Source organism: Arthrospira sp. PCC 9901, from assembly GCF_059013425.1.
On sequence record NZ_CP102296.1, the window covers coordinates 2,664,319 to 2,690,959 of the forward strand.

23 protein-coding genes and 2 pseudogenes are annotated in these 26,641 nt (G+C 45.7%); 16 read left to right on the forward strand and 9 right to left on the reverse strand.

Going from position 1 to position 26,641, the window contains the following annotated elements:
• The first annotated feature begins 204 nt into the window (after window positions 1-204).
• The 11 genes and pseudogenes from rfbF (at window position 205) to NLZ44_RS11690 (ending at window position 10,492) form a co-directional block, all read left to right on the forward strand.
• On the forward strand, window positions 205-1,059 hold the full coding sequence (rfbF, locus tag NLZ44_RS11640) for a glucose-1-phosphate cytidylyltransferase (RefSeq protein WP_493752841.1): 855 nt from the start codon (window positions 205-207) through the stop codon (window positions 1,057-1,059).
• A complete protein-coding gene (locus NLZ44_RS11645) occupies window positions 983-2,020 on the forward strand; it encodes an NAD-dependent epimerase/dehydratase family protein (protein WP_493752842.1) in 1,038 nt (345 codons plus the stop codon). Before rfbF ends, NLZ44_RS11645 begins: the two co-directional genes overlap by 77 nt.
• Window positions 2,021-2,238: 218 nt before the next feature.
• Window positions 2,239-3,471 (forward strand): methyltransferase domain-containing protein, encoded by a 1,233-nt coding sequence (locus NLZ44_RS11650; protein ID WP_493752843.1) that lies wholly within the window; start codon window positions 2,239-2,241, stop codon window positions 3,469-3,471.
• A gap of 69 nt (window positions 3,472-3,540) precedes the next feature.
• The gene (locus NLZ44_RS11655; RefSeq protein WP_493752844.1) at window positions 3,541-4,770 is read left to right on the forward strand and encodes a class I SAM-dependent methyltransferase; all 1,230 of its coding nucleotides are present in this window, start codon (window positions 3,541-3,543) and stop codon (window positions 4,768-4,770) included.
• A gap of 115 nt (window positions 4,771-4,885) precedes the next feature.
• Complete coding sequence (petM, locus tag NLZ44_RS11660) at window positions 4,886-4,987, forward strand: cytochrome b6-f complex subunit PetM (protein ID WP_006618540.1); 102 nt, start codon at window positions 4,886-4,888, stop codon at window positions 4,985-4,987.
• Between the two features lie 283 nt (window positions 4,988-5,270).
• Window positions 5,271-6,248, forward strand: a complete 978-nt coding sequence (locus tag NLZ44_RS11665) for an SDR family oxidoreductase (protein WP_493752845.1) — start codon at window positions 5,271-5,273, stop codon at window positions 6,246-6,248.
• Between the two features lie 133 nt (window positions 6,249-6,381).
• Window positions 6,382-7,298, forward strand: a pseudogene (locus NLZ44_RS11670) (NAD(+) kinase).
• Window positions 7,299-7,345: 47 nt separating this feature from the next.
• Window positions 7,346-8,041 (forward strand): response regulator transcription factor NblR, encoded by a 696-nt coding sequence (gene nblR / locus NLZ44_RS11675; protein ID WP_493752846.1) that lies wholly within the window; start codon window positions 7,346-7,348, stop codon window positions 8,039-8,041.
• A 31-nt stretch (window positions 8,042-8,072) separates the two neighbouring features.
• Window positions 8,073-8,591, forward strand: a complete 519-nt coding sequence (locus NLZ44_RS11680; protein ID WP_493752847.1) for a DUF192 domain-containing protein — start codon at window positions 8,073-8,075, stop codon at window positions 8,589-8,591.
• Between the two features lie 575 nt (window positions 8,592-9,166).
• The gene (locus tag NLZ44_RS11685) at window positions 9,167-9,487 is read left to right on the forward strand and encodes a hypothetical protein (RefSeq protein WP_493752848.1); all 321 of its coding nucleotides are present in this window, start codon (window positions 9,167-9,169) and stop codon (window positions 9,485-9,487) included.
• Between the two features lie 54 nt (window positions 9,488-9,541).
• The gene (locus NLZ44_RS11690; protein ID WP_493752849.1) at window positions 9,542-10,492 is read left to right on the forward strand and encodes an Npun_F2552 family protein; all 951 of its coding nucleotides are present in this window, start codon (window positions 9,542-9,544) and stop codon (window positions 10,490-10,492) included.
• Here NLZ44_RS11690 and NLZ44_RS11695 read toward each other — a convergent pair.
• Both NLZ44_RS11695 and recG read right to left on the reverse strand, forming a co-directional pair.
• Window positions 10,487-11,233 carry a class I SAM-dependent methyltransferase gene (locus NLZ44_RS11695; protein WP_046319379.1) on the reverse strand — a complete coding sequence of 249 codons (747 nt, stop codon included), beginning with the start codon at window positions 11,231-11,233 and terminating at the stop codon, window positions 10,487-10,489. The two genes, NLZ44_RS11690 and NLZ44_RS11695, sit on opposite strands and share 6 nt — an antisense overlap.
• Before the next feature lie 68 nt (window positions 11,234-11,301).
• Window positions 11,302-13,770, reverse strand: coding sequence for an ATP-dependent DNA helicase RecG (gene recG / locus NLZ44_RS11700; RefSeq protein ID WP_493752850.1), 2,469 nt, complete (start codon window positions 13,768-13,770; stop codon window positions 11,302-11,304).
• A 413-nt stretch (window positions 13,771-14,183) separates the two neighbouring features.
• Here recG and NLZ44_RS11705 point away from each other — a divergent pair, with 413 nt between their 5' ends.
• From NLZ44_RS11705 to NLZ44_RS11715, 3 genes are all read left to right on the forward strand, one after another.
• On the forward strand, window positions 14,184-15,971 hold the full coding sequence (locus tag NLZ44_RS11705; protein ID WP_493752851.1) for a tetratricopeptide repeat protein: 1,788 nt from the start codon (window positions 14,184-14,186) through the stop codon (window positions 15,969-15,971).
• Between the two features lie 88 nt (window positions 15,972-16,059).
• The gene (locus NLZ44_RS11710) at window positions 16,060-16,779 is read left to right on the forward strand and encodes a hypothetical protein (RefSeq protein ID WP_493752852.1); all 720 of its coding nucleotides are present in this window, start codon (window positions 16,060-16,062) and stop codon (window positions 16,777-16,779) included.
• Window positions 16,780-16,810: 31 nt separating this feature from the next.
• Window positions 16,811-18,211, forward strand: coding sequence for a hypothetical protein (locus NLZ44_RS11715; RefSeq protein ID WP_493752853.1), 1,401 nt, complete (start codon window positions 16,811-16,813; stop codon window positions 18,209-18,211).
• 164 nt (window positions 18,212-18,375) lie between these two features.
• Here the strand turns inward: NLZ44_RS11715 and NLZ44_RS11720 are convergent, their stop codons facing one another.
• The 3 genes from NLZ44_RS11720 to rpsB all read right to left on the reverse strand — a co-directional run bounded on the left by NLZ44_RS11720 (window position 18,376) and on the right by rpsB (window position 20,984).
• Window positions 18,376-19,257 carry a hypothetical protein gene (locus tag NLZ44_RS11720; protein ID WP_493752854.1) on the reverse strand — a complete coding sequence of 294 codons (882 nt, stop codon included), beginning with the start codon at window positions 19,255-19,257 and terminating at the stop codon, window positions 18,376-18,378.
• A gap of 115 nt (window positions 19,258-19,372) precedes the next feature.
• A complete protein-coding gene (tsf, locus tag NLZ44_RS11725; RefSeq protein WP_008051563.1) occupies window positions 19,373-20,035 on the reverse strand; it encodes a translation elongation factor Ts in 663 nt (220 codons plus the stop codon).
• 151 nt (window positions 20,036-20,186) lie between these two features.
• A complete protein-coding gene (rpsB, locus tag NLZ44_RS11730) occupies window positions 20,187-20,984 on the reverse strand; it encodes a 30S ribosomal protein S2 (RefSeq protein ID WP_493752855.1) in 798 nt (265 codons plus the stop codon).
• 241 nt (window positions 20,985-21,225) lie between these two features.
• Between rpsB and psaX the strand changes: the two genes are divergently transcribed.
• Both psaX and NLZ44_RS11740 read left to right on the forward strand, forming a co-directional pair.
• Window positions 21,226-21,336: a photosystem I protein PsaX gene (gene psaX, locus NLZ44_RS11735; protein WP_317266427.1), complete on the forward strand. Its 111-nt coding sequence runs from the start codon at window positions 21,226-21,228 to the stop codon at window positions 21,334-21,336.
• A 257-nt stretch (window positions 21,337-21,593) separates the two neighbouring features.
• Entirely contained in the window at window positions 21,594-21,722 is a 129-nt protein-coding gene (locus tag NLZ44_RS11740) for a hypothetical protein (protein WP_493752856.1), read from the forward strand.
• A gap of 162 nt (window positions 21,723-21,884) precedes the next feature.
• On the opposite strand, the gene NLZ44_RS11745 is transcribed toward NLZ44_RS11740, so the two are convergent.
• The 4 genes and pseudogenes from NLZ44_RS11745 to NLZ44_RS11760 all read right to left on the reverse strand — a co-directional run bounded on the left by NLZ44_RS11745 (window position 21,885) and on the right by NLZ44_RS11760 (window position 26,606).
• Window positions 21,885-23,258, reverse strand: a complete 1,374-nt coding sequence (locus NLZ44_RS11745; protein ID WP_493752857.1) for an AAA family ATPase — start codon at window positions 23,256-23,258, stop codon at window positions 21,885-21,887.
• Entirely contained in the window at window positions 23,215-23,466 is a 252-nt protein-coding gene (locus tag NLZ44_RS11750; protein WP_493752858.1) for a hypothetical protein, read from the reverse strand. The genes NLZ44_RS11745 and NLZ44_RS11750 overlap by 44 nt, the downstream gene beginning before the upstream one ends.
• 33 nt (window positions 23,467-23,499) lie before the next feature.
• The gene (locus NLZ44_RS11755) at window positions 23,500-23,745 is read right to left on the reverse strand and encodes a DUF2281 domain-containing protein (protein ID WP_493752859.1); all 246 of its coding nucleotides are present in this window, start codon (window positions 23,743-23,745) and stop codon (window positions 23,500-23,502) included.
• Between the two features lie 60 nt (window positions 23,746-23,805).
• A pseudogene (locus NLZ44_RS11760) lies at window positions 23,806-26,606 on the reverse strand (class I SAM-dependent DNA methyltransferase).
• Window positions 26,607-26,641 lie beyond the last annotated feature (35 nt).

The window sequence follows — 26,641 nt, forward strand, 5'->3', positions numbered from 1 at the left end:
ACATAATTTTATTATTGAGGTTCAGTCTCTCATAAACTGCGATCGTTTTACCAAATCTTCACAATCAGGATGTTAAGTTTTACAATAGCCTCTATCTCCATTTAAGTCAACAGCTTATACTAAACAATGTGTTAATTTTCAGGCTCATTCCAGACTCGACAGATTCAAATTGTATCAACCCAAACTCCCCATTGAGTAACATCTATGAAAGTTGGAATCCTAGCAGGTGGATTGGGAACCCGCCTCGCCGAAGAAACAGAAAGTAAACCCAAGCCCATGGTAGAAATCGGAGGTCGTCCTATCCTCTGGCATATCATGATGCACTATGGCTACCATGGTTTTAAAGACTTTATTATTGCCCTAGGTTACAAATCAGAAGTCATTAAAAAATACATGGTAGATTACTGTTCTTTAAACAGTAATAAGCTCACCGTCAATCTAGGGACAGGCAAAGTTAACATTGATGGAGGCTACCGTCAGGATTGGATAGTTGAACTACTAGACACCGGGTTATATACCAACACTGGTGGGCGTATAAAGCAACTTATTCCCCATGTAAATAATGAGACATTTATGTTAACCTGGGGGGATGGAGTTTCCGATATTAACCTCAAGAAACTATTAGAATTCCATCAAAGTCATGGCAAACTAGCCACCATGACAGTCGTGCGCCCCCCCGCGCGTTTTGGACTCCCCAAAATAGACGGAAATCAAGTAGTTGAATTTTCCGAAAAACCTCAAATCAGTGAAGGATGGATTAACGGTGCTTTCTTTGTACTAGAGCCCGGAATTTATGACTACATTGCTGGGGATGATACGCAGTGGGAAAAAGAACCGCTAGAAAACCTAGCCAAAGATGGTCAATTAATGGCTTATCAATATGACGGTTTTTGGCAGTGCATGGATACTCTGCGAGATAAACGTCGGTTAGAAGCACTGTGGGAAACCAATCAAGCACCTTGGAAAACTTGGAGAGAAGAAGATGAAATTATTACTGACGGGACACAAGGGTTACATCGGGACAATATTAGTCCCAATGCTGTTAGCAAAAAAGCATGAAGTTATTGGACTAGACAGCGACATATTCAAACAGTGTACATTTGGGGAAGGGATTACAGAAATTCCCGAAATATGTAAGGATATTCGCGACATTGAAGCCTCAGACGTTGAGGGTTTCGATGCAATTTTGCACCTAGCGGGACTGTCAAACGACCCCCTAGGAAATCTAAATCCTGACTTAACTTACGAAATCAATCATCAGGCTTCTGTGAAGTTAGCAAAACTAGCCAAAGAAGCCGGAGTAAGTCGCTATATCTTCTCATCATCTTGTAGTAACTATGGCGCAGGAGGAGACGACTGGCTAACAGAGGAATCACCTTTTAATCCAGTAACCCCCTATGGTATTTCCAAGGTAATGGTTGAACAAGATGTTAGCAAACTAGCAGACGACAACTTTAGTCCTACTTTTCTGCGTAATGCTACAGCATATGGTGTTTCTCCCCGTTTGCGGTTTGACTTAGTATTAAACAACCTAGTGGCTTGGGCTGTCACTACCGGGCGGGTTTATATCAAGAGTGATGGTACTCCCTGGCGACCAATTGTTCATATTGAGGATATTTGTCGCGCCTTCATTGCTACCTTACACGCCCCGCGAGAAGTAGTGCATAATCAAGCCTTTAATGTCGGTCGTAATGAGGATAACTACCGCATCCGCGACCTAGCCAATATAGTCGAAGAAATTGTGCCTAATTGCACCATTGAATATGCAGAAGATGGCGGGCCAGACAAGCGTTGTTATCGGGTAAATTGTAGCAAGATTTTAGAAGCCTTACCAGAGTTTCAACCGGAATGGAATGCCCGTCGTGGTGCATCAGAACTCTATGCAGCTTATCAAAAAATTGGACTGACTCTCGAAGAGTTTGAGGGTGAACGCTACAAACGTATTGCTCACATTCAGAAACTCATTGGAGAAGGAAGTTTAGATAATAGCTTGCGCTGGAAAAGCCCCGTAAATGTCTAAATATACAACTATTTAGCCAAGGCTTAAATCATCTTCTCACTATCAAAAAATAGTATCAGAAACCAGTTAGTTAATAGTAGTTAAAAGTATGTTAAATGAGTCAATATTTTTAACTTAATTACTGCTTAAAAACTCTCAAATAGCTATAGGTTTCTGATTACCTAATTCAGTCCGTGTCAAAATATTCTGATCCTGTAGCAATCAAACATCTGTAAAATATGCCTAATTCCATACCAGTCTGTCGTTCTTGTGGTTCGGAAAACCTAGAACTAATTATTTCCTTTGGCTATACTCCCCTAGCTGATGGATTAATCACCCGCGAGAATATTGATAAACCGGAATATACAGCCCTTCTGGATTTAGTATTTTGTCCAGACTGTGGACTGGTTCAGATAACGGTTAGTGTTCCCCCGGAAATTCTGTTTGGTCGAGATTATCCTTATTTTTCGTCGGTTTCTCCTTCCTTACTGAAGCATTTTGCTGATAGCGCCCAAAACATTATTAAATCCAGAAAATTGGATAGTAATAGTCTGGTAATTGAGGCGGCGAGCAATGATGGATATATGCTGAAAAAATTTCTGGAACAAGGGATTCCGGTTTTAGGGATTGACCCCGCGACGGGTCCGGTAGAAAAAGCCAGAGAATCAGGAGTTACCACAATTCATGATTTTTTCACTAAAAATTTAGCTGAAAAATTACATTCTGAGGGAAAAAAAGCGGATGTATTTTTGGCTAACAATGTTTTGGCTCATGTACCGGATTTAAATGGCTTTGTGGAAGGTATTTATACGCTATTAAAGCCAGATGGTGTAGCAGTAATTGAAGCCCCGTATGTCGTGGATTTAGTAGATCATTGTGAATTTGATACTATCTATCACCAACACTTGTGCTATTTTTCAGTAACCGCCCTTGATAGGCTATTCCGCCGCCATTCTCTGTATTTAAATGATATTCAGCGGACGGCTATTCATGGGGGTTCTTTGCGGTTGTTTGTGGAACCCAAGGAGGCGGTTAAAGATTCGGTGAAATCTCTGCTGGAACAGGAAAGGGAATTAAAGGTAGACCGTATGGACTATTATAGAGATTTTGCCGATCGCATAGAAGTTATTAAGGATAATTTACTGAATATTCTGTGGGACTTAAAGCGACAGGATAAAAGGGTAGTAGGTTACGGTGCGGCGGCGAAAGCGACGACATTGTTAAGCTATTTTGGTATTGATAAAACGCTGTTAGATTATGTGGCGGACTTAAACCCCTTTAAACATGGACGTTTTATGAGTATCAATCATTTACCGATTGTACCACCTTCGAGGTTAGTAGAAGACCAGCCAGATTATGTTTTAATTTTGGCTTGGAATTTTGCGGAAGAAATTATCAAGCAGCAACAGGCTTACAGAGACCGGGGTGGTAAGTTTATCATTCCCATACCTGAGCCCAAAATTGTAGATTGATGATCCCCAAATCGTGAGTTAAATAGCGCCCATATTGTTTTTTATCGGTCAAATAATTAGGAGATAAATATGAGTAGTCAATCGGTAGCTAAGGGAGCGAATACTGAACCTGAGTTTAAGTTAGTTGAGCATACTTGTCCGAACTGCGGTCATCAAGAAATGTGGGTTTTCTATGAGGTGCGGGATGTGCCAGTTCATAGTTGTTTAATGATGCCAACTAGACAGGAAGCCTTAGATTTTCCGCGGGGGGATGTGGTGTTAGGGTACTGTGAAAATTGCGGTTTTATTACCAATACGGAATTTGATTCTAAATGGTCAGCCTACGCCCCGAATTATGAAGACCAGCAAAGTTTTTCGCCGACATTTAATCAGTTTGCTCTGGATTTAGCGAATCGGCTGATTGACAAGTATAATCTCCGGGATAAAGATGTAGTTGAAATCGGCTGTAGCAAGGGTGATTTTTTGGTGCTAATGTGCGAGTTAGGGAATAACCGAGGGGTAGGTATTGACCCTTCGGCGGTGGTGGGACGAGTCCAAAGTCCAGCCACGGAACGCATTAGGTTTATTCAAGACTATTATTCAGAGCGCTACACTGAATATGTAGGGGATTTTATCTGCTGTCGCCATACTTTAGAACATATCTACCCAACGGCTGAATTTGTGGGGACGGTGCGGCGCTCTATTGGGAATCGCCCAACTTCTGTGTTTTTGGAAATTCCTGATATGGGTCGAGTTCTCAAGGATTTGGCTTTTGAGGATATCTACTATGAGCATTGTTCTTATTTTACACCAGGAACTTTGGCTCGTTTATTCCGCGCTTCTGGGTTTGAGGTGACGGATGTATATTTAGCATATAGTGACCAATATCTGTTAATTGAGGCGGAACCTGTCTCGGATTTGTCGGGTAAAATTCATCCTTTTGAGGAAAGTCCCGACCAAGTAAAACAGGATATGAGACATTTTGCTACTCATGTGCAAGGTAAAATTAACCATTGGAAAGAACATCTACAAACCGCCCAGGAAGAAGGAAAGCGGGTTGTAGTTTGGGGTTCTGGCTCTAAATGTGTGGCGTTTCTGACGACTTTAAAAACTGAGAATCAGGTGCAGTATATTGTGGATATTAATCCTCACCGACACGGACAGTTTATTCCGGGTGTTGGTCATGAAATTATGTCGCCGGAATTTTTGAAGGAATATCAGCCGGATGAGATTATTGTGATGAACCCGATTTACTGTGGAGAAATCCAGAAAATGCTGGATGAGATGGGGGTATCAACAGAACTGATTGCTTTGAGTTAATGGGGGTGGTTACCGGGTCTGGGTGGCGCTGATGCCTATTTTTGGTGCGATCGCTACCTGTTCACCCTAAAATAGATAGGGCAATTGTTAGACTTGTACAGGAGATCCAAAATTTATGGCTGGTGAAATTTTCAATGCGGCGTTTCTGTCCTTTGTTCTGATTCTGGTGGGATTAGGTGGCGGGTTCCTCCTCCTGAAAATCCAAGGTGGGGAATAGTCACCAGAGGCGGAACCCCACTAGGTAAATCAGGAAGGAGTTATCCGTTGCTGATTGCTATTGGCGCTAATGGTAGTGATAGCCATTGGCGCTACTCCTGTTTGACAAATAAGGGCATAAGTAGGGTGTGTCAGACCGGGAAATGGTAATCAATAGGGGATAATTGACTGCTGGCGCGGTCCCACTGGGGACTCTAATCTGAGCAAATTATGAAGTTTTGTAAAAAAATGAGAGAATCTTTGATAGTATTTTAAGTAAAGTTTAAGCCCCATATTGGTTATTCATGACATTATTAATTGTTGGTGCCACAGGTACTCTAGGTAGACAGATAGCCCGCCGAGCATTAGATGAAGGCTACCAAGTCCGCTGTTTAGCGCGTAGTTACAAAAAAGCTGCTTTCCTAAAAGAGTGGGGTGCAGAACTGGTTCCGGGGAACCTATGTGATCCAGAAACCTTAAAACCGGCGCTAGAGGGGGTAAAGGTGGTAATTGATGCGGCGACGGCGCGCCCGACGGATTCGCTAAGTATTAAAGATGTAGACTGGAAAGGGAAGGTGGCCCTGATTCAGGCTGCTAAAGCGGCAGGAGTAGAGAGATTTGTGTTTTTTTCGTTCCTGGATGCGGAAAAATATACGCAAGTGCCATTATTAGAGATTAAACGCTGTACAGAAAAGTTTTTAGCTGAATCTGGCCTTAAATATACAATTCTGAGACCCTGTGGCTTTTTGCAAGGCTTAATTGGTCAATTTGCGATCCCGATTTTAGATGGTCAGTCTGTATGGGTTCCGGGGGTAAGTTCTCCGATCGCCTATATGGATACTCAGGATATCGCTAAAATCACGATCCGGGCGTTATCAGTTCCGGAAGCTGAAAATCAAACGTTTCCGGTGGTGGGTTCGAGAGCTTGGACAGCGGATGAAATTATCCGCTTGTGCGAAAGACTGTCAGGGAAACAAGCCAGAGTCACGCGCACACCTAACAGCATTGTCCGTATTGTCCGCAAAGTTACTCGATTTTTCCAGTGGAGTCTGAACATTTCGGATCGTCTGGCGTTTGTGGAAGTTCTAGCGACGGGTCAACCTCTGAAAGCGTCAATGGATGAGACGTATCAGATACTGGGTATGAACCCAGAAGAAAATACTACCCTGGAAAGTTACCTGCAAGAATACTTTGGTCGGATCATGAAAAAACTGAAAGAGCTGGAATATGAACGAGAAAAACAGAAAAAACGTAAACAAAAGCGCAGCCCGTTCAAATCGTGAGAAGATTTGGCTGTAGGCTTTTGTTGTAGTAGGCTAATGGAATCGGTCAGTTATTTGGCTGATTGTGGTAAAATGGGGCGCTAAGTAAATTTGCCCCAATGATTGTTGCTCAACCATTATTAAGTTTATCCCCGTGCCAAAAGTAGGGATTCTTTATAACGATGCTAAGGCTGCTGCTTGTCGCAGTGCCATTGAATTAAAGGACAAGTTAACCAACCTGGGTTGGGATGTTTTTGTGGCGACAGGAATGGGGGGATTTTGGGTTATTCTAATCCCGATCGCCCTCTGTGTCATACTGCGATCGAGGGGTTAGCGCCGCCAGAGTTCGATCGCGATATGAGTCTTGCTATTGTCCTGGGGGGAGATGGTACTGTTCTTTCTGCGTCCCGACAATTAGCGCCCCAGGGTATCCCCATGTTAGCGGTAAATACAGGCCACATGGGATTTCTGACGGAAACTTATCTAAATCAGTTACCCCAAGCCTTAGAAGCGGTGTTGGCTGGGGAATATTTGGTTGAGGAACGCACAATGCTATTGGTGCGGGTATTTAACCAGGAAAGTTTGCTCTGGGAGGCTCTATGTTTAAATGAAATGGTGCTACACCGGGAACCGATGACCTGTATGTGCCATTTTGAAATAGAAATCGGTCGCCATGCTCCGGTTGATATTGCTGCTGATGGGGTGATTATTTCTACCCCGACTGGGTCTACTGCTTATTGTCTGTCGGCGGGGGGAGCAGTAGTTACGCCGGGGGTGGGAGTTCTGCAATTGTTGCCAATTTGTCCCCATTCTCTGGCTTCGCGGGCTTTGGTTTATGCAGACCGGGAAGTGGTGAGTATTTACCCGGCTAGTCCTAATCAATTGGTGATGGTGGTTGATGGCAATGGCGGGTGTTATGTTCTACCAGAATATCACGTCCGAGTTGAGCGATCGCCTTTTCCGGCTCGTTTTATTCGTCTGAAACCACCGGAATTTTTCCAAATTTTGCGAGAAAAACTAGGCTGGGGACTCCCTCATATTGCTAAACCTACTTCTGTGGAACTACCTTGAGGCAACTGAGTCGAATTAACTAATTTTACACGGTAAACTGTTCCCCTATGAATGCGATCGCCCTAGATTCCCGTGCTTCCATATTGATTATTGAAAGTGATCAACTGTTGGCTGAAAATATCAGTGTAGACTTGCAGGAGTCCGGTTACTTTCCGGTAGTGGCTCACAATACCGCCATGGGTTTACATCAGGTAACGGAACTGCAACCGGCTTTGATTGTCATAGATAGGATGCTGGGGGGAGAGTCGGGATTGTCTCTGTGTCGCCATCTGAGGGAAATGGGCTGTACTGCGCCTATATTAATATTTATGGCTCGTGATACGGTTGATGACCGGGTGGCTTGTTTGGAATCAGGGGCTGATGATTATTTTCTCAAACCCTATCGCTGTGAAGGGTTCCTCGATTTGGTGAAGCTATATCTCAAATCGGAAGATAATCACTCGGATATGTTGCGGTTTGCGGATTTGGTCTTAGATTTGGCTACCAGACGCGCTATTCGTAACCATCGGGCGATCGATTTAACCATGAAGGAATTTGATTTGCTCAAATATTTAATGGAGCATCCTCGGGAAGTTTTGACTCGTGAACAGATCCTGGAAAATGTCTGGGGATATGATTTTTTGGGAGAGTCTAATGTGATTGAGGTTTATATTCGCTATTTGCGACTAAAAATTGAGGAGGAAGGGGAAAAACGATTGATTCAGACTGTCAGAGGTGTAGGATATGTTTTGCGGGATGCCTAGGTTGAGTGGCGGTGGGTCCGGGGGCTGGCGCATGGATTGGCGGCGATTGGGATTAAGTTGTGTGACTATTACCTGGTTTTTGGTAGGCTGTGATACGCCAATGGTGTCTGTTCCTCCTAATCAGTTGGATCAGGATATGGTGCAGGTTTTTAATCAGGGTCAGATGCTACCGATTACGGCTAAAGCTATGATTGGCGATCGCGAAATTCAGCTCGAAGTGGCGAGAACTCCTGAACAACAGACTTTGGGGTTGATGTTTCGGACTTTCCTCCCCGACAATCGCGGTATGTTATTTGTCTTCGCGCGCCCTGAGTTTGCACAGTTTTGGATGAAAAACTGTAAGATTCCTTTGGATATGGTTTTTATGCGTGATGGGGTGGTTCGTTATATTCAGGTTAATGCTCTCCCCTGCGAGGCTGAACCTTGTCCGACCTATGGACCTACTGATGTGATGGTGGACAGGGTGATTGAGTTGCGAGGGGGACTAACTGAGGAATTGGGGCTACAATTGGGCGATCGCATCTCCGTTCGCTTTCTCAAATCTCCATAAAATAGTCTTTAGCCACTCCTATTGTAAAACTTTGTAAATTATGCTTGCCTAGTCCCAAAATGGTGCTATATTACCAGTATAGGGACACAAAACGAAGTTAATTCTTTGAGTAACCCAGTTTCGGACTTAGAGCCTGTGTCCGCCTGCTTGAGTCCACTTGCAGCGTCTGAACAGTGTGTTCGAGCTATAACTTGTTGGCATCGTCAAAGGGGTAAACTCCCGGCCTGGAGGCTCTCGTAAGTTGAGTTTGTTTGGGATCGGTGCTATAAACGGAGCCTGTATCGGCTTGATTTCTAAGGTGAGTTCCCTGAGTCAGGGTTGTTGCAAGTTTTGTTAACCAAATTTAGATCCTATCATTTTTCTGAGTAACTTATCCAACGTCTGCTTGAGTCAACTGAGTTTACTCAGTCGGTTTAGAGCCTAGTAGCCTTCTACTAGGCTTTAAGTAGTTTAGGGGTAATGCGATCGCCACATCTGGGAAAGTTTGACGAAATCAACCGAAAAAGATTACAATTTAAACTCTCGTATCTTCAGCCTCATATTGTCAAAACATTAATTGAATTGAGGGAACAATCATGCCTAAAGGTTCTTTTGCGACAATGCAAGTAGAGACGGGGGAGCCACAGATTTCATTTTACTATGAAAGTGGTACAGTTGAAACCTTCAGTCTGCCAATTTCTGCCACTGAATTAGCCCAAAAATTGCCCCAACTGTTATCACAACGGTGGGTAACTTTGCATTTAATTGATCAAACCGTTTTGGTGTGTATGGCTAAGGTGACTAAGGTGGAAGTGAAGCCGCCACTTCCTCAAATTCGAGATCAAGCCACTTTCGCCAATGCTCAGAGGGTAACAGCCTTACAAAGGGGAGCAGCCGGTAAAATTGGGATACAGTAGTAGTTTAAGTTAATTCGCAGGTGCATCTCATATTAAAAATTGTCATAACTAACCATGTCTTCAGTAAGTTTAATTCGAGCAAGTTCCTATGAACCCTCAGCCTTACGCCATTCTTTAGAAGCCTTGTTGGAACCTTGGGGAGGTGTGAGAAGATGGGTAAAATCAGGCGATCGCGTTTTATTAAAGCCTAACTTATTAACAGGTTCTCGTCCGACCAAAGAATGTGTAACCCGTCCCGAATTAGTAGCCGAGGTGGCTAGGTTAGTTAAAGAAGTAGGTGGTCAGCCATTTTTAGGGGATAGTCCAGCCTTTGGGAGTGCTTTAGGGGTAGCCAAAGCCAACGGTTATTTACCCCTAATTAGGGAGTTAGACTTACCCGTGGTGGAATTTCACGGTCGCCAGTATTCAACCGATACCCAAGAGTTTGAACGGTTGCGGTTAAGTCGGGAGGCTATGGAAGCCGACGTTGTGATTAACCTCCCCAAGGTGAAATCTCACACCCAGCTAACAATGACTCTGGGGGTGAAAAACCTGTTTGGTTGTGTTCCGGGGAAAATGAAGGCCTGGTGGCACATGGAAGCCGGAAAAGATGCCGATCGCTTTGGTAGAATGTTGGTAGAAACCGCTAGAGCGATCGCCCCAGAATTGACCGTTATTGATGGTATTATCGCCCATGAGGGAAATGGTCCGAGTAACGGGGAACCGCGCTTGTTGGGCTTGCTAGGAGCCTCTGAGGACGTTTTTGCACTCGATAGGGCAATGGTAGAAGTGTTAGGAGTACAATGGGATTTAGTCCCCACCCTAGTGGCCGCGAAAAGTCTAGGGTTGTGTGGGGAATTAGAGGCGATCGCCTTTCCGTTGTTGCACCCGGATGATTTACGGGTTGACGATTGGCGACTCCCGGACAAAATGACCCCCATAGATTTTGGCTTACCAAGGGTAATGAAATCGACTTTCCGCCATCTATATATTAAGCTAATCCGGGAGCGAAGACAAGCCCTATAGGTTTTGGTTTAGGGGTTTTCTGAGAATAGCTACCGATTGTCCCAAGTTACCTAGGCCTGTTTGCGATCGGCCATCATCCCAAGTAATTGTTGACAACAAGGGGATATGGGGTTTATCCCCATCATGGATAGCATCAATATTGAGTCCCAGATGTTGAGTCCAGGCACGAATTGCATCGCGATCTATGAATTGGTCAATATGTTTGTGGGGGTCTGGATTTTTAAGCATTTCCTCGAATACAGACCAGTGTGATGGAATTCTAAACTCCAGAAAACTGATGATAATACATCCTCCGGGTTTAAGCACTCGATTAGCTTCAGCTAAATATTTATAGCTATCCTCATGTCTTAAATGGGTAAGCACCGAAAAAAATACCACAAAGTCAGCCACTTGATCTGATGCTGGAATACTCAGACTCTTGACCTTCACAAACTGCCAATCATTCCGATTGCAAATTTTACGTGCATAGTCCAATAAATCCTGAACTAAATCGATACCTAAGTAGCGAATGTCAGGAATACCCGCCAAAGGACCAGCCAAACGCCCACTTCCACACCCTACATCAATCACCATTTGACCTGGTTTGAGTCCCTGTTGTCTAAGTAAACCTAGTTCCAGTTGACCTACAGCTAGAAAGTTTCCGCCAATGGCTTGCTCGTATGCTTTGTCACTAGCCAAAACATTCTTGAGTTTTTGGAGGTGTTTAGTATATGTGTCACTATATACATTATATTCAGTCATGACTAATTTCATCCTGTGATAATTGATGGAAAAATCTGCCTTATATTGTGAATATTCAAGGTGTCAACCTAAGTCAAAATCGATCCTCCCATCATTTTTTGATAGCGTCGGTTCCACTCCGCCGCCATAGCCGGCCAACGTTCGAGGGTATAGTCTTTCTGGATGACTTTTTGTGCGGCTTCTCTGGCTAGTTCCAAAACCTCGCGATCTTCCACCAAACTAGCCAAAGCGAAGTCAGGTAAACCCGACTGACGAGTTCCCAAAACCTGACCGGGACCCCGTAACTCCATATCCATTTCAGCAATAAAAAAGCCATCCTGGGACTGTTCCAAAACCTGTAATCTTTGCTTCGCTTCCGGTGAGGAACTCCCCGACATTAACAAACAATAGGACTTGTGAGCGCCACGACCGACCCGACCCCGTAGTTGGTGCAATTGTGACAAGCCAAACCTTTCCGCATTTTCAATTAACATCACCGTAGCATTAGGAACATCAACCCCAACCTCCACCACAGTTGTCGATACTAAGATATTAGTTTCTCCCTCCCTAAATTTAGCGATCGCCGCTTCTTTTTCCTGGCTACTCATGCGACCATGTAATAAAGCGATCGCCAATTCCGGGAAAATCTTAGTTTGCAATTTTTGATGTTCTTCAACAGCCGATCGCACATCCAACTTTTCCGACTCTTCCACCAAAGGTAAAACCACATAAACCTGTCGTCCTTGTGCCACTTCTCGGCTAATCAAATCGTAGGCTTCCTGACGTTTACGACCAGATAACATAGTCGTTTGAATTGGCTGTCTTCCCGGCGGTAATTCATCTAACTGACTAACATCGAGATCTCCGTGTAAAGTGAGGGATAATGTGCGGGGAATAGGAGTTGCCGTCATCGTCAAAACATGAGGAGACTCACCTTTTTGTTGTAACCTAGCGCGTTGCTGCACCCCAAAGCGATGCTGTTCATCAATCACCACCAACCCCAACTTATGAAAATTCACCGGGTCTTGAATTAACGCATGAGTTCCCACCAAAACCGGCAATTCTCCCGTTTGTAATTGAGCATGAATTTGGCGACGTTTAGCAGCCTTAGTCGAACCCGTCAACAACTCAACCGGAAGGTGCATTAAATTCAACCAACCCACCAATTTTTGATAATGTTGTTCCGCCAAAACCTCCGTCGGAGCCATCAAAGCCGTCTGATATCCGGCTTGAATTGCCGCCAACATTGCCACCACAGCCACCACAGTTTTCCCCGCCCCAACATCTCCTTGAATTAAGCGATTCATAGGTTCTTCCGAATTGAGATCCGTCAAGATTTCTCCAATCACTCGTTTTTGAGCCTTGGTTAATTCAAAAGGCAAGATTTTATAAAACTGTTGGATGAGTTCACCTTGGGGGAGGAGAGCAGCGCTTTTTTCGTTGGTTTTAGAAACTTGTCGCCGCTGCAATAAGCCGATTTGCAAATAGAAAAATTCATCAAATACTAAGCGTCGTCTAGCCGAGGCTAACCAGTCGCGGTTGGGGGGGAAGTGAATATTAGTGATAGCATCCGAGATTTCAATTAACTGATATTTTTCCCGCAATTTGGGAGGTAATGATTCCGGGAGTTTATTAGCTGCTGGTAATGCCGCCAAAACCGCCTTCCTGACCAAATCCGCCCCAATGCCATCCGACAACGGATAAACCGGTAAAACCCGCCCAATTTTCATCGAAGACGCACGACTATCAACCCTGTCTAAGATTTCCAATTCCGGGTTATCTAGGGTAATGCCATATTTATTTTTTTTCACCAACCCAGAAGCCGCGATAATGGCTCCCGGAGGATAGTTATATTTTTGTTTATGTTGCCAGCCTTTATTGCTATAGCGATTTCCGGCAAAAAAACGACTAATTTTTAGTTGTCCGGTTCGGTCTTTGACGATTAATTCTAAAATAGTGAGTTGGCGATTTTTGGGGCTACTAAAACAATTACACCGCTTCACCTCTGCCACAATGGTAACAGTTTCCCCAGGTGCTAATTCTTTGATGGGGACTTGGCGCGCGTAATCAATATGGTCGCGGGGATAATAATAGAGTAAATCATAAATCGTATAAATTCCCAGCCTGGCTAAAAGGTCGCTATTTCTAGGCCCGACCAGTTCTTTTAAACCCTGGTCTAATTGGGGAGATTTGGGGGGGGTAACTTCCTGGGTAATGCTGCGACTGCGAGGGGGAGGGGATGGCTCTGGGGGCTGATTTTTGGTGAGTTTTTTCTGAGCTTCTAACAGACGCTCGGCTTGGAGTAAAAAGTTGCGAGTTTCGGCTATCAAATGCTGTCTATCTTCGGTGATAAGTTGGGAATATCTGGCAAAATCTCCGACTAATCTTTGCCCCAATTCATGAGCTTCTATGGGGATAATTTCGATGAGTTTATCAATGCTGATTTGTAAAAATTCATGAAATCTATACTCTTTGCCCTGAATGTTATTAAACCCACGTTCTGCTTCTACAGATAGGGCTTTTTGGAGACGAGACCAATCGGGTTCATAGATTGCCATAGGTGATGAATTTTAACGGATTTGGATTGCCAACTTGGTTGATATTATAAGGGTTTATTGGTGCATTAATCAAGCTCAAATACTTGACAAATTCAGAAATTGCAGATATCATGAAACCATGGGCTATGGTGGCTAGTTATGACCATAGTAGATGACTATTTAATCAATATAGCATATTTGCGCTAGGTCTGATAAACCCTCCCAGAAACCCCCAGAAACCGGGTTTGTTTCCCCCCCAACCTCCCAGAAACCGGGTTTCTATGACTATCTCTGGTGAGGTCGGATAAACTCTGCCAGAAACCGGGTTTGTTTCCCCCCAGTCGGAGAAACTCTCACAAAAACCGGGTTTGTTTCCGCCCATCTGACGAAAAAAGGATTAAACTGAAACATGGGGATATTGAGAGGTGGCTGCTATGATATATCGGCGATTTGCCCTACCAATATTGCTGAGTTTGTCGTTAACCCTGCTGCCATCAGGTTTGGCGGCTCAGACGGTGGATGAATGGTTTGAAAGGGGGAATGCAGCATGGGCGGCGGGGAGGTATAGGGAAGCAGAACAGATTTGGCGGCAGTTTTTGCAGATTGAACCCAATAATGCTGGGGCTTACGTCGGTCTCGGTGTTGCCCTAAGAAGGCAAGGGAAACTGCCAGAAGCCATTGACGCTTACCGAAGAGCTTTAGCACTAGACCCCAATTATGCTATAGCTTACAACAATCTCGGTATTGCCCTAAAAGACCAAGGGAAACTGCCAGAAGCCATTGACGCTTACCGAAGAGCGATCGCACTAGACCCCAATAATGCTATGGCTTATGACAATCTCGGTATTGCCCTAGCTGCCCAAGGGAAACTGCCAGAAGCCATTGACGCTCACCGAAGAGCTTTGGCACTAGACCCCAATGATGCTATAGCTTACAATAATCTCGGTAATGCCCTAAGAGCCCAAGGGAAACTGCCAGAAGCCATTGACGCTTACCGAAGAGCGATCGCACTAGACCCCAATTATGCTTTTGCTTACAACAATCTCGGTATTGCCCTATATGACCAAGGGAAACTGCCAGAAGCCATTGACGCTTACCGAAGAGCGATCGCACTAGACCCCAATTATGCTTTTGCTTACAATAATCTCGGTAATGCCCTAGCTGCCCAAGGGAAACTGCCAGAAGCCATGGAGGCTTACCGAAGAGCGATCGCACTAGACCCCAATTATGCTTCGCCTCACGTCGGTCTCGGTAATGCCCTAGCTGACCAAGGGAAACTGCCAGAAGCCATTGACGCTTACCGAAGAGCTTTGGCACTTCCAGAGGATAGAACAACTACACCCGCCAGCGCCCATACTCTAGCACACAACAATCTCGGTCTGGCTCTCCAAGAACAGGGAGACCTGGAAGGTGCGATCGCAGAATACAAGAAAGCCATCCGACTCGACCCCAACTTTGCCATAACCCAAAACAACCTACAGGAAGCCGAAAGACTCCTCGCCCTGCGGGTGAATCCTCTCCCGGCGACCCCCAGGGAAATCCTCCCCAGCCTTGAGGAGGAACCCCTATTTGGTCTGCAACGCTCCACCGTCCAGATTTTCGCCCAAATCAGCATGGGCTCTAACAGGGGTACGGGGTGGGTAGTTCACCGGGAAGGCCGTACCGCCTACATCATCACCAACCGCCATGTGGTATCTGACGAACAGTTTGGAAACCGCCCCAGCAGCGATATCGAAATCGAACTCTACAGCCGCAACCAACCCGAACACCGCCAGCGGTTGCCCGCTCGTATCCGCCACATCACCAGCCCCAACGATATCCTAGACCTGGCTATCCTGGAAGTGACCGACCTCCCCGACGATATCAAACCCCTGCCCCTGGGCAACTCTGCCGTTCCCCTCGATGCCGATGTCCGCATCATTGGTCATCCGGTGACAGGCAACCCCTGGACTATCCTGCGAGGTTTCATTGCAGCCAACACCCCCAGCCCCGACCAGCTAAACCTACAAATTGGCGGCACTAATCTAGCTTCGGGAGCCTCCGGCAGCGCGATCATCCACAATAACCAAGTTGTCGGTCTAGTCACCAATATCAACGACGAAACCCAAGCGTCAGCTCGGGCAGGCGGTGGCGACTCAGGAGTGAGCATCGGCGGTTTTGGGTTTGCTTATCCTATCGACATCATCCGCCAACAACTGCAACGGTGGGGTCTGCGATTTTAACCACTCAGAAAGGGGGTTGGTATTCCACCTTAATATTAGGCTACCATAGCCCCAGAGAGATTGTCAAACTTTTGGAGGTAAAAAAACCATGCTCCGAGCAGTTCTTCTCACCCCTCTGTATCTACTCACCGCCGGAATTGTCACCCTCAATGCACCACCAGCGGCGGCTTGTCCCACCAACCATCCTGACCCCCTCGTTTATCAACGCCGTTCCCGCCCCAGTCGCTGCGAAGGCATCGCCAGCCAATCTATCAGTGGCTCCTTTAGTCTGGTTTCCCTGGCTACCTCCAGCCTGACTAATTTAGGCAATAGGCTGATGCTGCAAGTGCCGAATATGGGAGGGACTCCCAACATCATTCTCCGCTCGTTTCAGAAGCGTTATCAACTCGATAATGTTACCCCCAATTTAAATGGCAATAAATATGAATTGGATTTAGACACCCAAATCATCACCCAAGCCCAAGTTCCGGCTAACAGTCTTCGTGCGATCGCCCACCTTCCCGGTTCACAAAGCATCTATGTTCCGGTGATTATTGGGCAACCTTCCACGTCCTATAAATTCGTTTTCCACAGTCCGGGTCGCACCCAAATTAACAGCTTTGAAATTCGCCACAATAACCAAGTTATTCATACTCAACAACAACCCCGCCCCAGACAGGGGGAAATTGTCTTTATTTGGGATGCACGCAACCAACCGAGAGGAGTCTATCAACTGTCGGTATCAGGGGAAACTCGACAGCGGGGACAACGCCCAGAAGCTGTTTATGGGGTGTTTCAATTCCACCATGACCCGGCTTGGTTGCGATGATTTTACCCCCTAACCTACCTTCCCCGAAATCATGAACTTTTCCCGCAATTACCAACGGCTCAAATCCCGATTTTCTCGATGGTGGCAAAATGGATATCAACAGTTTATCCAGATATGCCATATATCCTGCCATATATGCGATCGCGCCACAAACCGGATGTTTTCCCTCTTCAAGTATCTGCCCAAAGCCCTGTTATACTTGATGAAAACCTGCCTTAAATGCGGGAAAAAAATCGGCCACGGTTTTGGGGTTTTTGTGCAGCTATTGTTATATATTAATCCCTTCACTCCCTACCAAGTCAACGACAAGAATTTAGAGGCTTATATTGTTTATCTGAAACTGGGGAGAGTTCGGTCTTTTCTCCAGGATCAAAAACATCGGATTCCGGCGATCGGGTTGCTGATATTGTGCCTATTTGTTTTGGTTTTAGCGATATGGCCATCGCCTCATGTATTTGAAGGCAATATCATCGCCGAATCGGTCAGCTTTACTTACACGGGACCCGACCAAAAATTATTGATTAATTCAATGCGAAACCTGAAAGGCATCGAATTAGAAGGAGTCCAAAATCTGCAAATTTCGGGATTGTTTAAATCGGAGGATTTGTCGGGTATTGACAACTTAGACATTCGCTTAAAATATCCCAACAGTAAGTTAATCATCACCCCCTCTAATCCCGATGCTGTCAATCAAATTGAACTCAGTTATTTGCGACTGCCTTCCCCCACCAAAGTGCAAAAGTTGGCTTATGATAAAGCAGAAAATCAACTGCTTGTTACCCTAATTCTACCCTCCCCAGAAAACTCCGAAACCGCCCAGGAAATTATCAAACTCTCCGTCGGAAGCCAACCGTTAAATATCAGCCTGGAAGGGTATGATTTACCCCAACTTAATCAACCCGCCGATGAGCATAACTCTCGCGAATTTGTTGGGACTCCCAACAGGTCAGAATTGTATCTCTCTCCCAGCGGTAAAACCCAATTATATCTGGATTTGCCTGACCTGGAAACTAGCAATTATCAACAGTGGCTGTGGGGAAATTTAACCGTCAACGAAGTGCATTTTACCCAGCTTCTCTGGACGGATAATACTCAGGATGATATCGACATTTCGACTATCTTAGAGGGAAAAGTTACCATGGTTAATCAAGATTTGCATTTGGAAAAGGGACAGTTTTTGACTTTTAAAGATACTCCCAATATCCAAAGTTTTCGCCGTCTAAAAATTCACCCAGACGACCCCCAAGGCTTACAGGTTCGCATTCACGGGAAAGCCTCGAAAATTTCAGCGGGAATTGACCCCCAACTACCCGTGAGTCAAATTCGCTCCAGTGTTTTACACGCCTGGCTACCTCCAGAAAGTATTAATGTTCTGTTGACTATGGTGGCGGTGGTCATTGGCTATGTCATTCCCTGGCTATTCACTAACTAGGGTTTTTCTGAGGGTGAATTAGTCGATTAATTTTACACGAAATACTTGACAAACCCAGAAATCTGAGATATTATGGTGGTGATGGGTTATGATAGCCCATCTTGACTCTAGCCTAGCTAGGTAGGTCAAGGTAGGCAATCAAAGGCGATCGCATTTACTGCTCCCTACTCATCGAACCAACTAGAACGCCAAGCCGCCTCAGCCTGTAGGACAGCCCTTTCCCGCAATTTCTTCTGATAGTTGCGTCCCAACTGGTTGAGGCGTTTAGCCACCTGGCGGATTTTTTGTCGTCCAGCCATCACCCTAGGGTCAGAAAACTCGATTTCCGATATCCGCAGATGAACGGTAATCAGTTGAGTGACGCGGGAGGTCTGTTCCTCATTTTCATCTTCCGTCTCCACCATGAGAGTCAACAAATTGGGGGTATTACCCGCCGTAGCTTCCAGGGGAGGTTCAGTTTTAGAAGCGGCTTCGATGAGGGCTACAGGCAACTCCTGGGGCATTATAGCATATTCCTGCAACAGCAAGTTAATCTCATGGGAGAGGCGATGCAGAATTTTAGCAGTGGCTTCGTCAATGTTTTCTTGCCAACGCAGAAGATGGGAGGGCGTAATTAGTAGGGGTTTGGGACTAGATGGAGAAACGGATTTAAGAGGAGAAATTGAGGGGCGAACACCTTGATTTTCTTGGCTTTCCGTCTCTGGGGATGGTTCTGAATCCTCGGATTTTTGGGGGTCATTCTCATCTGGTTTTTGCTGAGAAATCGGCGCACGGACTAGATTAAATAACCGATTTTGCGATCGCGAAACCTGATGGCGAATTTGTGATTGTAGTTCTTGCCGTCGCGAGAAAGACAGCTTTAAAAAGGCTTCTGGATAACCCTGAGTGCATAAATGATAAGTAGCCAGGATGAGTTGCTGTCGCAAGCCCTCACCCAAAACCTGTAGATAATCACTATAACATTGATGTAGTTCTTGGGCAATATCAGCGATCGCATCTTCCAACGCTGCGATCTCCTGTTCAATTTGTTTAACAGATCCAGCCATAGTTATAATAGGGGGAACATTAGAGCAACACTAAACAAAAAACCCCGATCCATTCTGATTATGCCATCAGATCGGGGTTAATTTCACCAAAACTTAGGAATTGAGAGTCGATAGGTTATGCCTTCCCACCAGTTTGGGCAGCCACTTCATCAGCAAAATTAGTCTCTTCTTTTTCCAGACCTTCACCCAAGACAAATCTGGCAAACCGACGGACCTTAATATTTTCGCCCAAAGTAGAGATAGTCTGCTTAATGAGTTCCTCAACGGAAATATTCTGGTCACGGATATAGGGTTGGTCTACCAGAGACAACTCTTTGAGTCGTTTATCAATACGACCCTGGACAATTTTCTCTTTAATGTTGTCAGGCTTGTTACCGAGATCATCACGTTTCATCTCGATTTCCTTTTCCTTAGCCACCAGAGCAGCGGGGATATCATCCACGGAGACATATTCAATATTGGGACAAGCCGCAATTTGCATGGCGATATTACGCACCAACTCTTGGAACTCTTCCCGACGAGCGACAAAATCGGTTTCGCAGTTAACCTCCACCAGAACACCAACCCGACCCCCGGTGTGAATGTAGCTACCGACTATCCCTTCAGTCGCCGCACGCCCAGATTTTTTGTCAGCGGAAGCGATACCCTTTTGTCGCAGCCATTCGGCGGCTTTAGTCATATCGCCATCATTTTCCTTGAGGGCTTTTTTGCAGTCCATCATACCCGCGCCAGTTTTATCGCGCAGTTCCTTAACCATCTTTGCAGAGATTTCAGCCATGTTTAATCCTTTAATTGCTTAGTTAAATTGCCAGTAACCAACACTTGTTAGGAAAGTTTAACAAATGTTTCACCAAATACCGAAACCTGGCTCGGTAGAAGTCTGGGAAGCCATAGCGCCCCCCCAGACCGTCTACTATAGTTGTATTGACCTAATCATCAGAGGAATCATCAGAGTCATCATCAGACTCATAATCATCACCGAATTCCTCGTCATCGTAATCGGTATCCGCGTCGTCGTAATCATCATCAGCGCCAACAGCAGATACCCCGTGACGGCCTTCATAAATACCATCAGCCAATTTACCAATAATCAGCTTAATGGCACGAATAGCATCATCATTAGCGGGAATATGGATATCAGCCAGGTCAGGATCACAGTTAGTATCTAACAGAGCAATAATGGGAATCCCCAATTTCCGGCATTCCATGACGGCATTATATTCCCGGCGTTGGTCTACCATAATCACGGCATCGGGGACTCGGCGCATTCCTTTCAGACCGCCCAAATATTTCTGTAGCTTACCCATTTCGCGACGCAAAACCGCCGCCTCTTTTTTGGGGAGATAGTCTAACTGACCGCTATTTTCTCGCGCTTCCAAGTCTTTGAGACGGTCTACGCGAGTTTTAATTGTCACCCAGTTGGTCAGCATACCCCCCAACCATCGTTGGTTGACATAATAACCACCACAGCGAGCAGCTTCCTGGGCGATAATACCAGCAGCCTGTCGTTTAGTTCCCACAAACAGGAATTTTTTGCCTTGTTCAGAAGCGCTTCTGACATAATCATAGGCATCATCCATCAATTGAGCGGTTTGTACGAGGTCAATGATGTGAACACCGTTGCGTTCTGTGAAAATGTAGGGAGCCATTCTAGGGTTCCAGCGTCGGGTCTGATGCCCAAAGTGAACCCCAGACTCTAGCATATCTGCGAGACTGATAACTGGCATGATTAATTTTTCTCCTTTTCGGGTTAATCCTCCACCCAAGCGCCGATCTGTAGGAGAGATTCCCCACAGACACCCGAACTCTTGGATGTGCGAGTTGAGACAACTTGACGATTATAGCAAATACTGCACCACTGACGATCGCCTCTGTCACAGAAATAGAGATTTTTTCAGGTGAGGGGATAGATTAACAGCGATCGCATTGTGTGCTTTAATAGACAAAAATCATTGGAACTTTGAAAATATGGCTAATAAATCTGGTGGATTTCCCTATCCCTTCCGTACTTTCTGGGCGATCGTCCTGTTAGGAATTAACCTGCTGGTGGCTGGCTACTACTTCCATATCATTCAGTAGCCTTTGCTGATTACCCTTAAAAGTCTATGCTGCCGATCCATTATAGGGGTTCTCCCCTACCAATGGCGGCAGCATTTTGATGCTTTGGCGATAGGTGCTTATGGGTTGCTGGGTTCTGGTTTTGAGAGATACTACGATAGGTGAGCTATTTGAGATTTGATAGCTCGAATAGGTTGATGGCTACTATCATCGGAGATTTGACTAAGGTTGGCAGTGATAAAAGTCCGGGTACTCTGTGAATTTGCAGAGGCGATCGCATGATAGCCGTAACAACTAAATGCGATCGTTACTCTGGGTTAGTTGTGATTGTGATCACATCGGCTCAGTCCCTATGTGGTGGGGTGAATGTTTCGGTTGATGTTGGGTTGCACCCAACCTACGGTTGATGTTGGGTTGCACCCAACCTACGGTTGATGTTGGGTTGCACCCAACCTACGGTTGATGTTGGGTTGCACCTAACCTACGGTTGATGTTGGGTTGCACCCAACCTACGGTTGATGTGAGGATTTTTCTTTTTCCATGCTGTCAAATTAGGTGGCTCGGAGCCTTTATGAATCTTTCGCATGACGTGATTTTTGTTTATTGATCAGGAGTTTGGCTTTCATCAATTCTAAATGATTGGCGTGCAATTTCTCAGTTAATTGTGAAAGCAATTGTTCAGCCTCGGTTAGGTTGGCGTTTTGTATGGCATCTAGCAGATTGTTCAGTTCAGTATCAATGGTCTCATTACGGATACTGGTATCCATGACATCTAGTAAAACCGTATTAGCATCTTGCCCATACTGGGAAGGCAATTGTTGCAATTCACCATTGTTTAAGGTGTAAACCAAGATATTTTGACAGTCGCTGATGATAAGAGGTGAATGGGTTGTTAGCACAAATTGACAGTTAGGAAAAGTGTCGATGAGGCGATCGCAAAAACTACGCTGCCATGAGGGATGTAAATGCAAATCGACTTCATCAATCAAAACGATACCATCACCTGTTAAAGGATTTTCTAGGGCGGGGTTCAGCATAGCTAGACGGCGAGCAATATCACCAACTAGAGCCATCAGAGATTTTTCGCCTTGTGAAAGTTGGGCGACATTTAGGGTTTCACCGTTTTTGTCGATCGCCATATAGAGACGAGGTTTGCGACGGACTCTCAGGTTGTCCAGATCCGGCATAAATCGGCTAATGGCGGTGCGAACTGCCGTTAATTGCCTATCTTTAGCGGAGGCATTTAGTTGCTGCAATTGCTCCCATACCGTTGAATCGGTTTGTAATAGAGGTCTGATTTCGTTCCAAAAGTCTTGAGGAATTGCTGATTCATTCTCAGTATCTTCTCTTTCTCTAAACCATTCAAAAAAACGGCGAAAGTCTACACCCTGATTTAAGGCGTTATCGTAGCCATCTAATTGCTTAAAGCTGTGCTTAGTCCTAATTTTTAGGGGCATATCCAGCACGACGCGCTCCACCGGATAAAAGGCAATTAGAGGTAGGCTTGTTTGGTCATTATCGCTGAGGTCATCACGATAAATATTAGCCAAACGAGTGCAGTCGTTTAGGTTACTATTATAGGGGGATTTTCGCCCTTTTTGGGCTTTGGCTAAAGTCCATTTAAACTGATGATTAATATGGCTGATGTCGGCATTTTCTGAGGGATGATTATTATCATAAACCTCGATTTCAATGCTGGCAAAATTAGCGGAATTAAGTATAGAATTTTCTGGGATAGGGTTGCCACTGCCTTTTTCCGTGCGTAAACGAGCAGTGAACCAGCTAAGAGAGGTGGCTAAAGCGGTGAGAATGGAGGATTTACCCGCGCCATTTTTGCCCACGAATACGGTGATATTGCTGGGGTTTTGCTGGGTGGGTGCTAAGGAAATTTCCAGATTTTTAAATAGCCCAAAATTTGTGAGGATGACCCGTTGGATTTCCATCGCGATCGCCTTCAAACTCACCCCTATTATTATCTCCACATTGTCGCACAAAGTCAAGTCTTTGCTGTTTGTTAATCATACTGTTTCCCATGAACCAGGCAACAGTAGGGGCGCGGGGGTACAAGCGACGGCTCACGGCGACTACGGGGGAATCTCGCCTACATACTACGGTTGATGTTGGGTTGCTACGGTTGATGTTGGGTTGCACCCAACCTACGGTTGATGTTGGGTTGCACCCAACCTACGGTTGATGTTGGGTTGCACCCAACCTACGGTTGATGTTGGGTTGCACTTGCAGTTCATCATCACTGGGGGCGGGTTCGGGACGTTTGGCGATGCCTCGGAGTCCAGTCAGAGTGCCAGAGGGAATAGGATGAATGGAGGTGAGTTGTTTTTGCTGGAGAAATTCGGCGAAGTCCTGGACTTCTGGGATTTGGTTTTCTGGAAGGGTTTGAATCAGTTGATTGAGTTTTTCGGCGGCTGTCATAGTTTTTAGGCAGTCAGTTGGTTGGATTGGGTTGGATTTGTTATATTATCCCCGATCGCTTTATGACTTGGTTTTCGGTTTCGCAGACTTTTGGGCTGGGGTGGGTTGGCTGGTCATTTTTGTATATAAATCAAACAGTTTTTCCAGGCGTTCCGTGTCGTTTTTGAAGCGACGACCGATGTAAATTCGCTCGATAATTTCATCGTTGCGATCGTGCGCTTCCCGCACTAGGGGGAATTCAATATCCATCCGTTTGGGGTCGTACATATCGGCAATGGTGGCGGGGAAATAATGCTCCCGCGTTAACAGGATTTCTTCCGCGCAACGGGTCAGGTCGATTTTGTTTTGTTCCGTTAGAGTGAGAACGGGGAAGGTATTCCAGCCAAGCGTGTTGGAGTAGCGAAAATCGGTTTTTAGCTTGCCGCAGACGGTGGCAATCCAGACTAGGTGTAGACGTGAGGCAATTAGCGCCATGTTCCAGAGGGGTGCATCGTAGAGAGCGAATAGAAGATCACTGGCGATCGCATTACCGTTTAATAAATCAACTGGGATATAATATCTTTTTTCCGATGATACTTTTGCAACTACCAGGGAGTGATCTCTTGCAGTGCCAGCAATCTGTACGAACCGATAAGGGCGCGAAGCAAAATCGCGTGTAGATCCTGCTTTGCTGGCTAAACGAAACTGCCTAACCTTTTCTTGTACTTCTTTTAAATAGGGATGTTCACTGGCAATGGCTAAATCGGAATTCTCAATCCAAATGCACCACCTGCGCTTACCCTGGATCATTTCTTCTGATCCCAAATAGGGACGGATAAAGCGCTCAACAGCAGAATAAGTTTTCAAGATATTCGCTCGTTCATCACCATTTAAAATAAAATTTCCACCATCTCTTGGCATATTGCCAAACAACATGGGCGATACTTCTGACAGTGGATTCCGTATGGGTTCAACCATACAATTTGAAGCTGCGACGAGATACGCATTGATGTATCCAACACTGCGCTCAACAAGTGTTTCTTCGTCAGTGAGGGAAAATAACCGTCGCATAGTGGCAGGCTCCCTCGCAATTCCAATAATAGAAACCGTTACACCAGCATTATGACTCGCCAGATTCGCCCATTTGAATGAGGTATGTGCGAAAGCAATCTCATGTCCAGTTTCAAAAATTAGCGGCCATAAAATCGGCACTTGTTGGCCTTGACAAATCGAATTTGTCGATACAAACGCCGCCGCAGAATTAGTCTGAGTTCCATAATCTGCCGCCTTCATAAACCAACCCGACACATAATCCAGCGACTTCCAGAGTTTTGTACGATTATCAAAAATTTGTTTTAAATCGTCTTTCTGTTCCGTCGTTTGCCACTTGGAACCCAAATAAGGCGGATTCCCACAAATATAGGTTTCTCCCCCCTCATTCTCAAAATCAATCTCTGCCTCGTCTCGCGTTTCCCCCCATAAATCCAAATCCTCACGCTGCACCTTCACCCCGGTTCCTGTGGGTGGACATAAACTCAACCAATCCAACCGCAAGGCATTCCCACAGGTAATCCAATTATCATTTTTCAGGGGCAAAAAATCCGCCAACGCCAACATCTGCCCGCGATGCAACACATCACACTGATACTCGGCAATAATCAAGGCTAACCGGGCAATTTCTGCCGCAAAATGGCGAATTTCTATGCCCCGAAAATTGGTCAAGGGAATCTGAGAACGGCGCTCCGGTTCCCCCCGCCGACGGTTAATTTCCGCCTCAATTTTCCGCATTTCCTTATAAGCAATGACCAGAAAATTCCCCGACCCACAAGCGGGGTCAAAGACGCGAATTTTGGCGAGGCGTTGGCGCAAATTCAACAACTTGCGGCGATTCTCCCCAGCGGCATCCAACTGCGATCGCAAATCATCCAAAAACAAGGGATTAAGCACCTTGAGGATATTGGGAACACTGGTATAGTGCATCCCCAAAGCGCCGCGCTCCTCCTCATCAGCCACCGCCTGAATCATCGAGCCAAAAATATCGGGGTTGATTTTTTTCCAGTCCAAATTCCCGACATGGAGCAAATAAGACCGGGCAATTTTGTTAAAACGCGGCACCTGGACACTGCCGGAAAATAGCCCCCCATTCACATAAGGAAACACATTCGCCCAATTGCGAATCCCAGCCGCTTCTCGCTGGTTGTGGGGGTCGCCATCGCCCGAAATAGCTCCGATAGCACCTCATCGGTATTGGCAGCATCGGCCGCACTCATCTGGGCGATCGCATTTGTAAATAACTTCTCACTGTGGAAAATGTTGGTATCTTCCGCAAAAAAGCAGAAAATCAGCCGCGCCATGAAATGGTTAAACTTCTCGCGACCTTCGGCTTTATCCCAGTCTGGATTCAGCTTGAGTAACTCCACATACAGCCGATTGAGGCGACCTGTTGCTTTGATATCAAACGCATTCTCGCGGATTTGCCGCACGGTGGTAATCCCCGCCAACGGCAGGAAAAAGCCGAAATGGTCGGAAAAGTCCGGGTAATCACAGGCGACAGTCTCCCCATCGACCAAACTTTCCGCCTCAAAACTTTTGCCGTCCGTGGCGAGAATAAACTTGACTTTGTAGCGAGTGGTGGCGGGACTCTCGCGCAAGGCTGTTAAGGTGGCGATTACTTCCCCTTCCGGGCAAACTTTCAGATGAATATTGTTACGCTGAAGTACCCCACCGGGTAAGTCGGATTGATTAGAGTTCCCGCTTTTCAGGCGCTTGATGGTGGTCGCCTTATTCCCAAAGGCTTCCAGGAAAGCAAAGGGGAACGCTTCGGGGTCAAAAGGTGCTTCGGCGAGTTGGGAAACGGCTTCTTCGATTTCAACGGCGTTCATGGTTACAGATCAAAACTGGGGTTCTTTCTCAACTT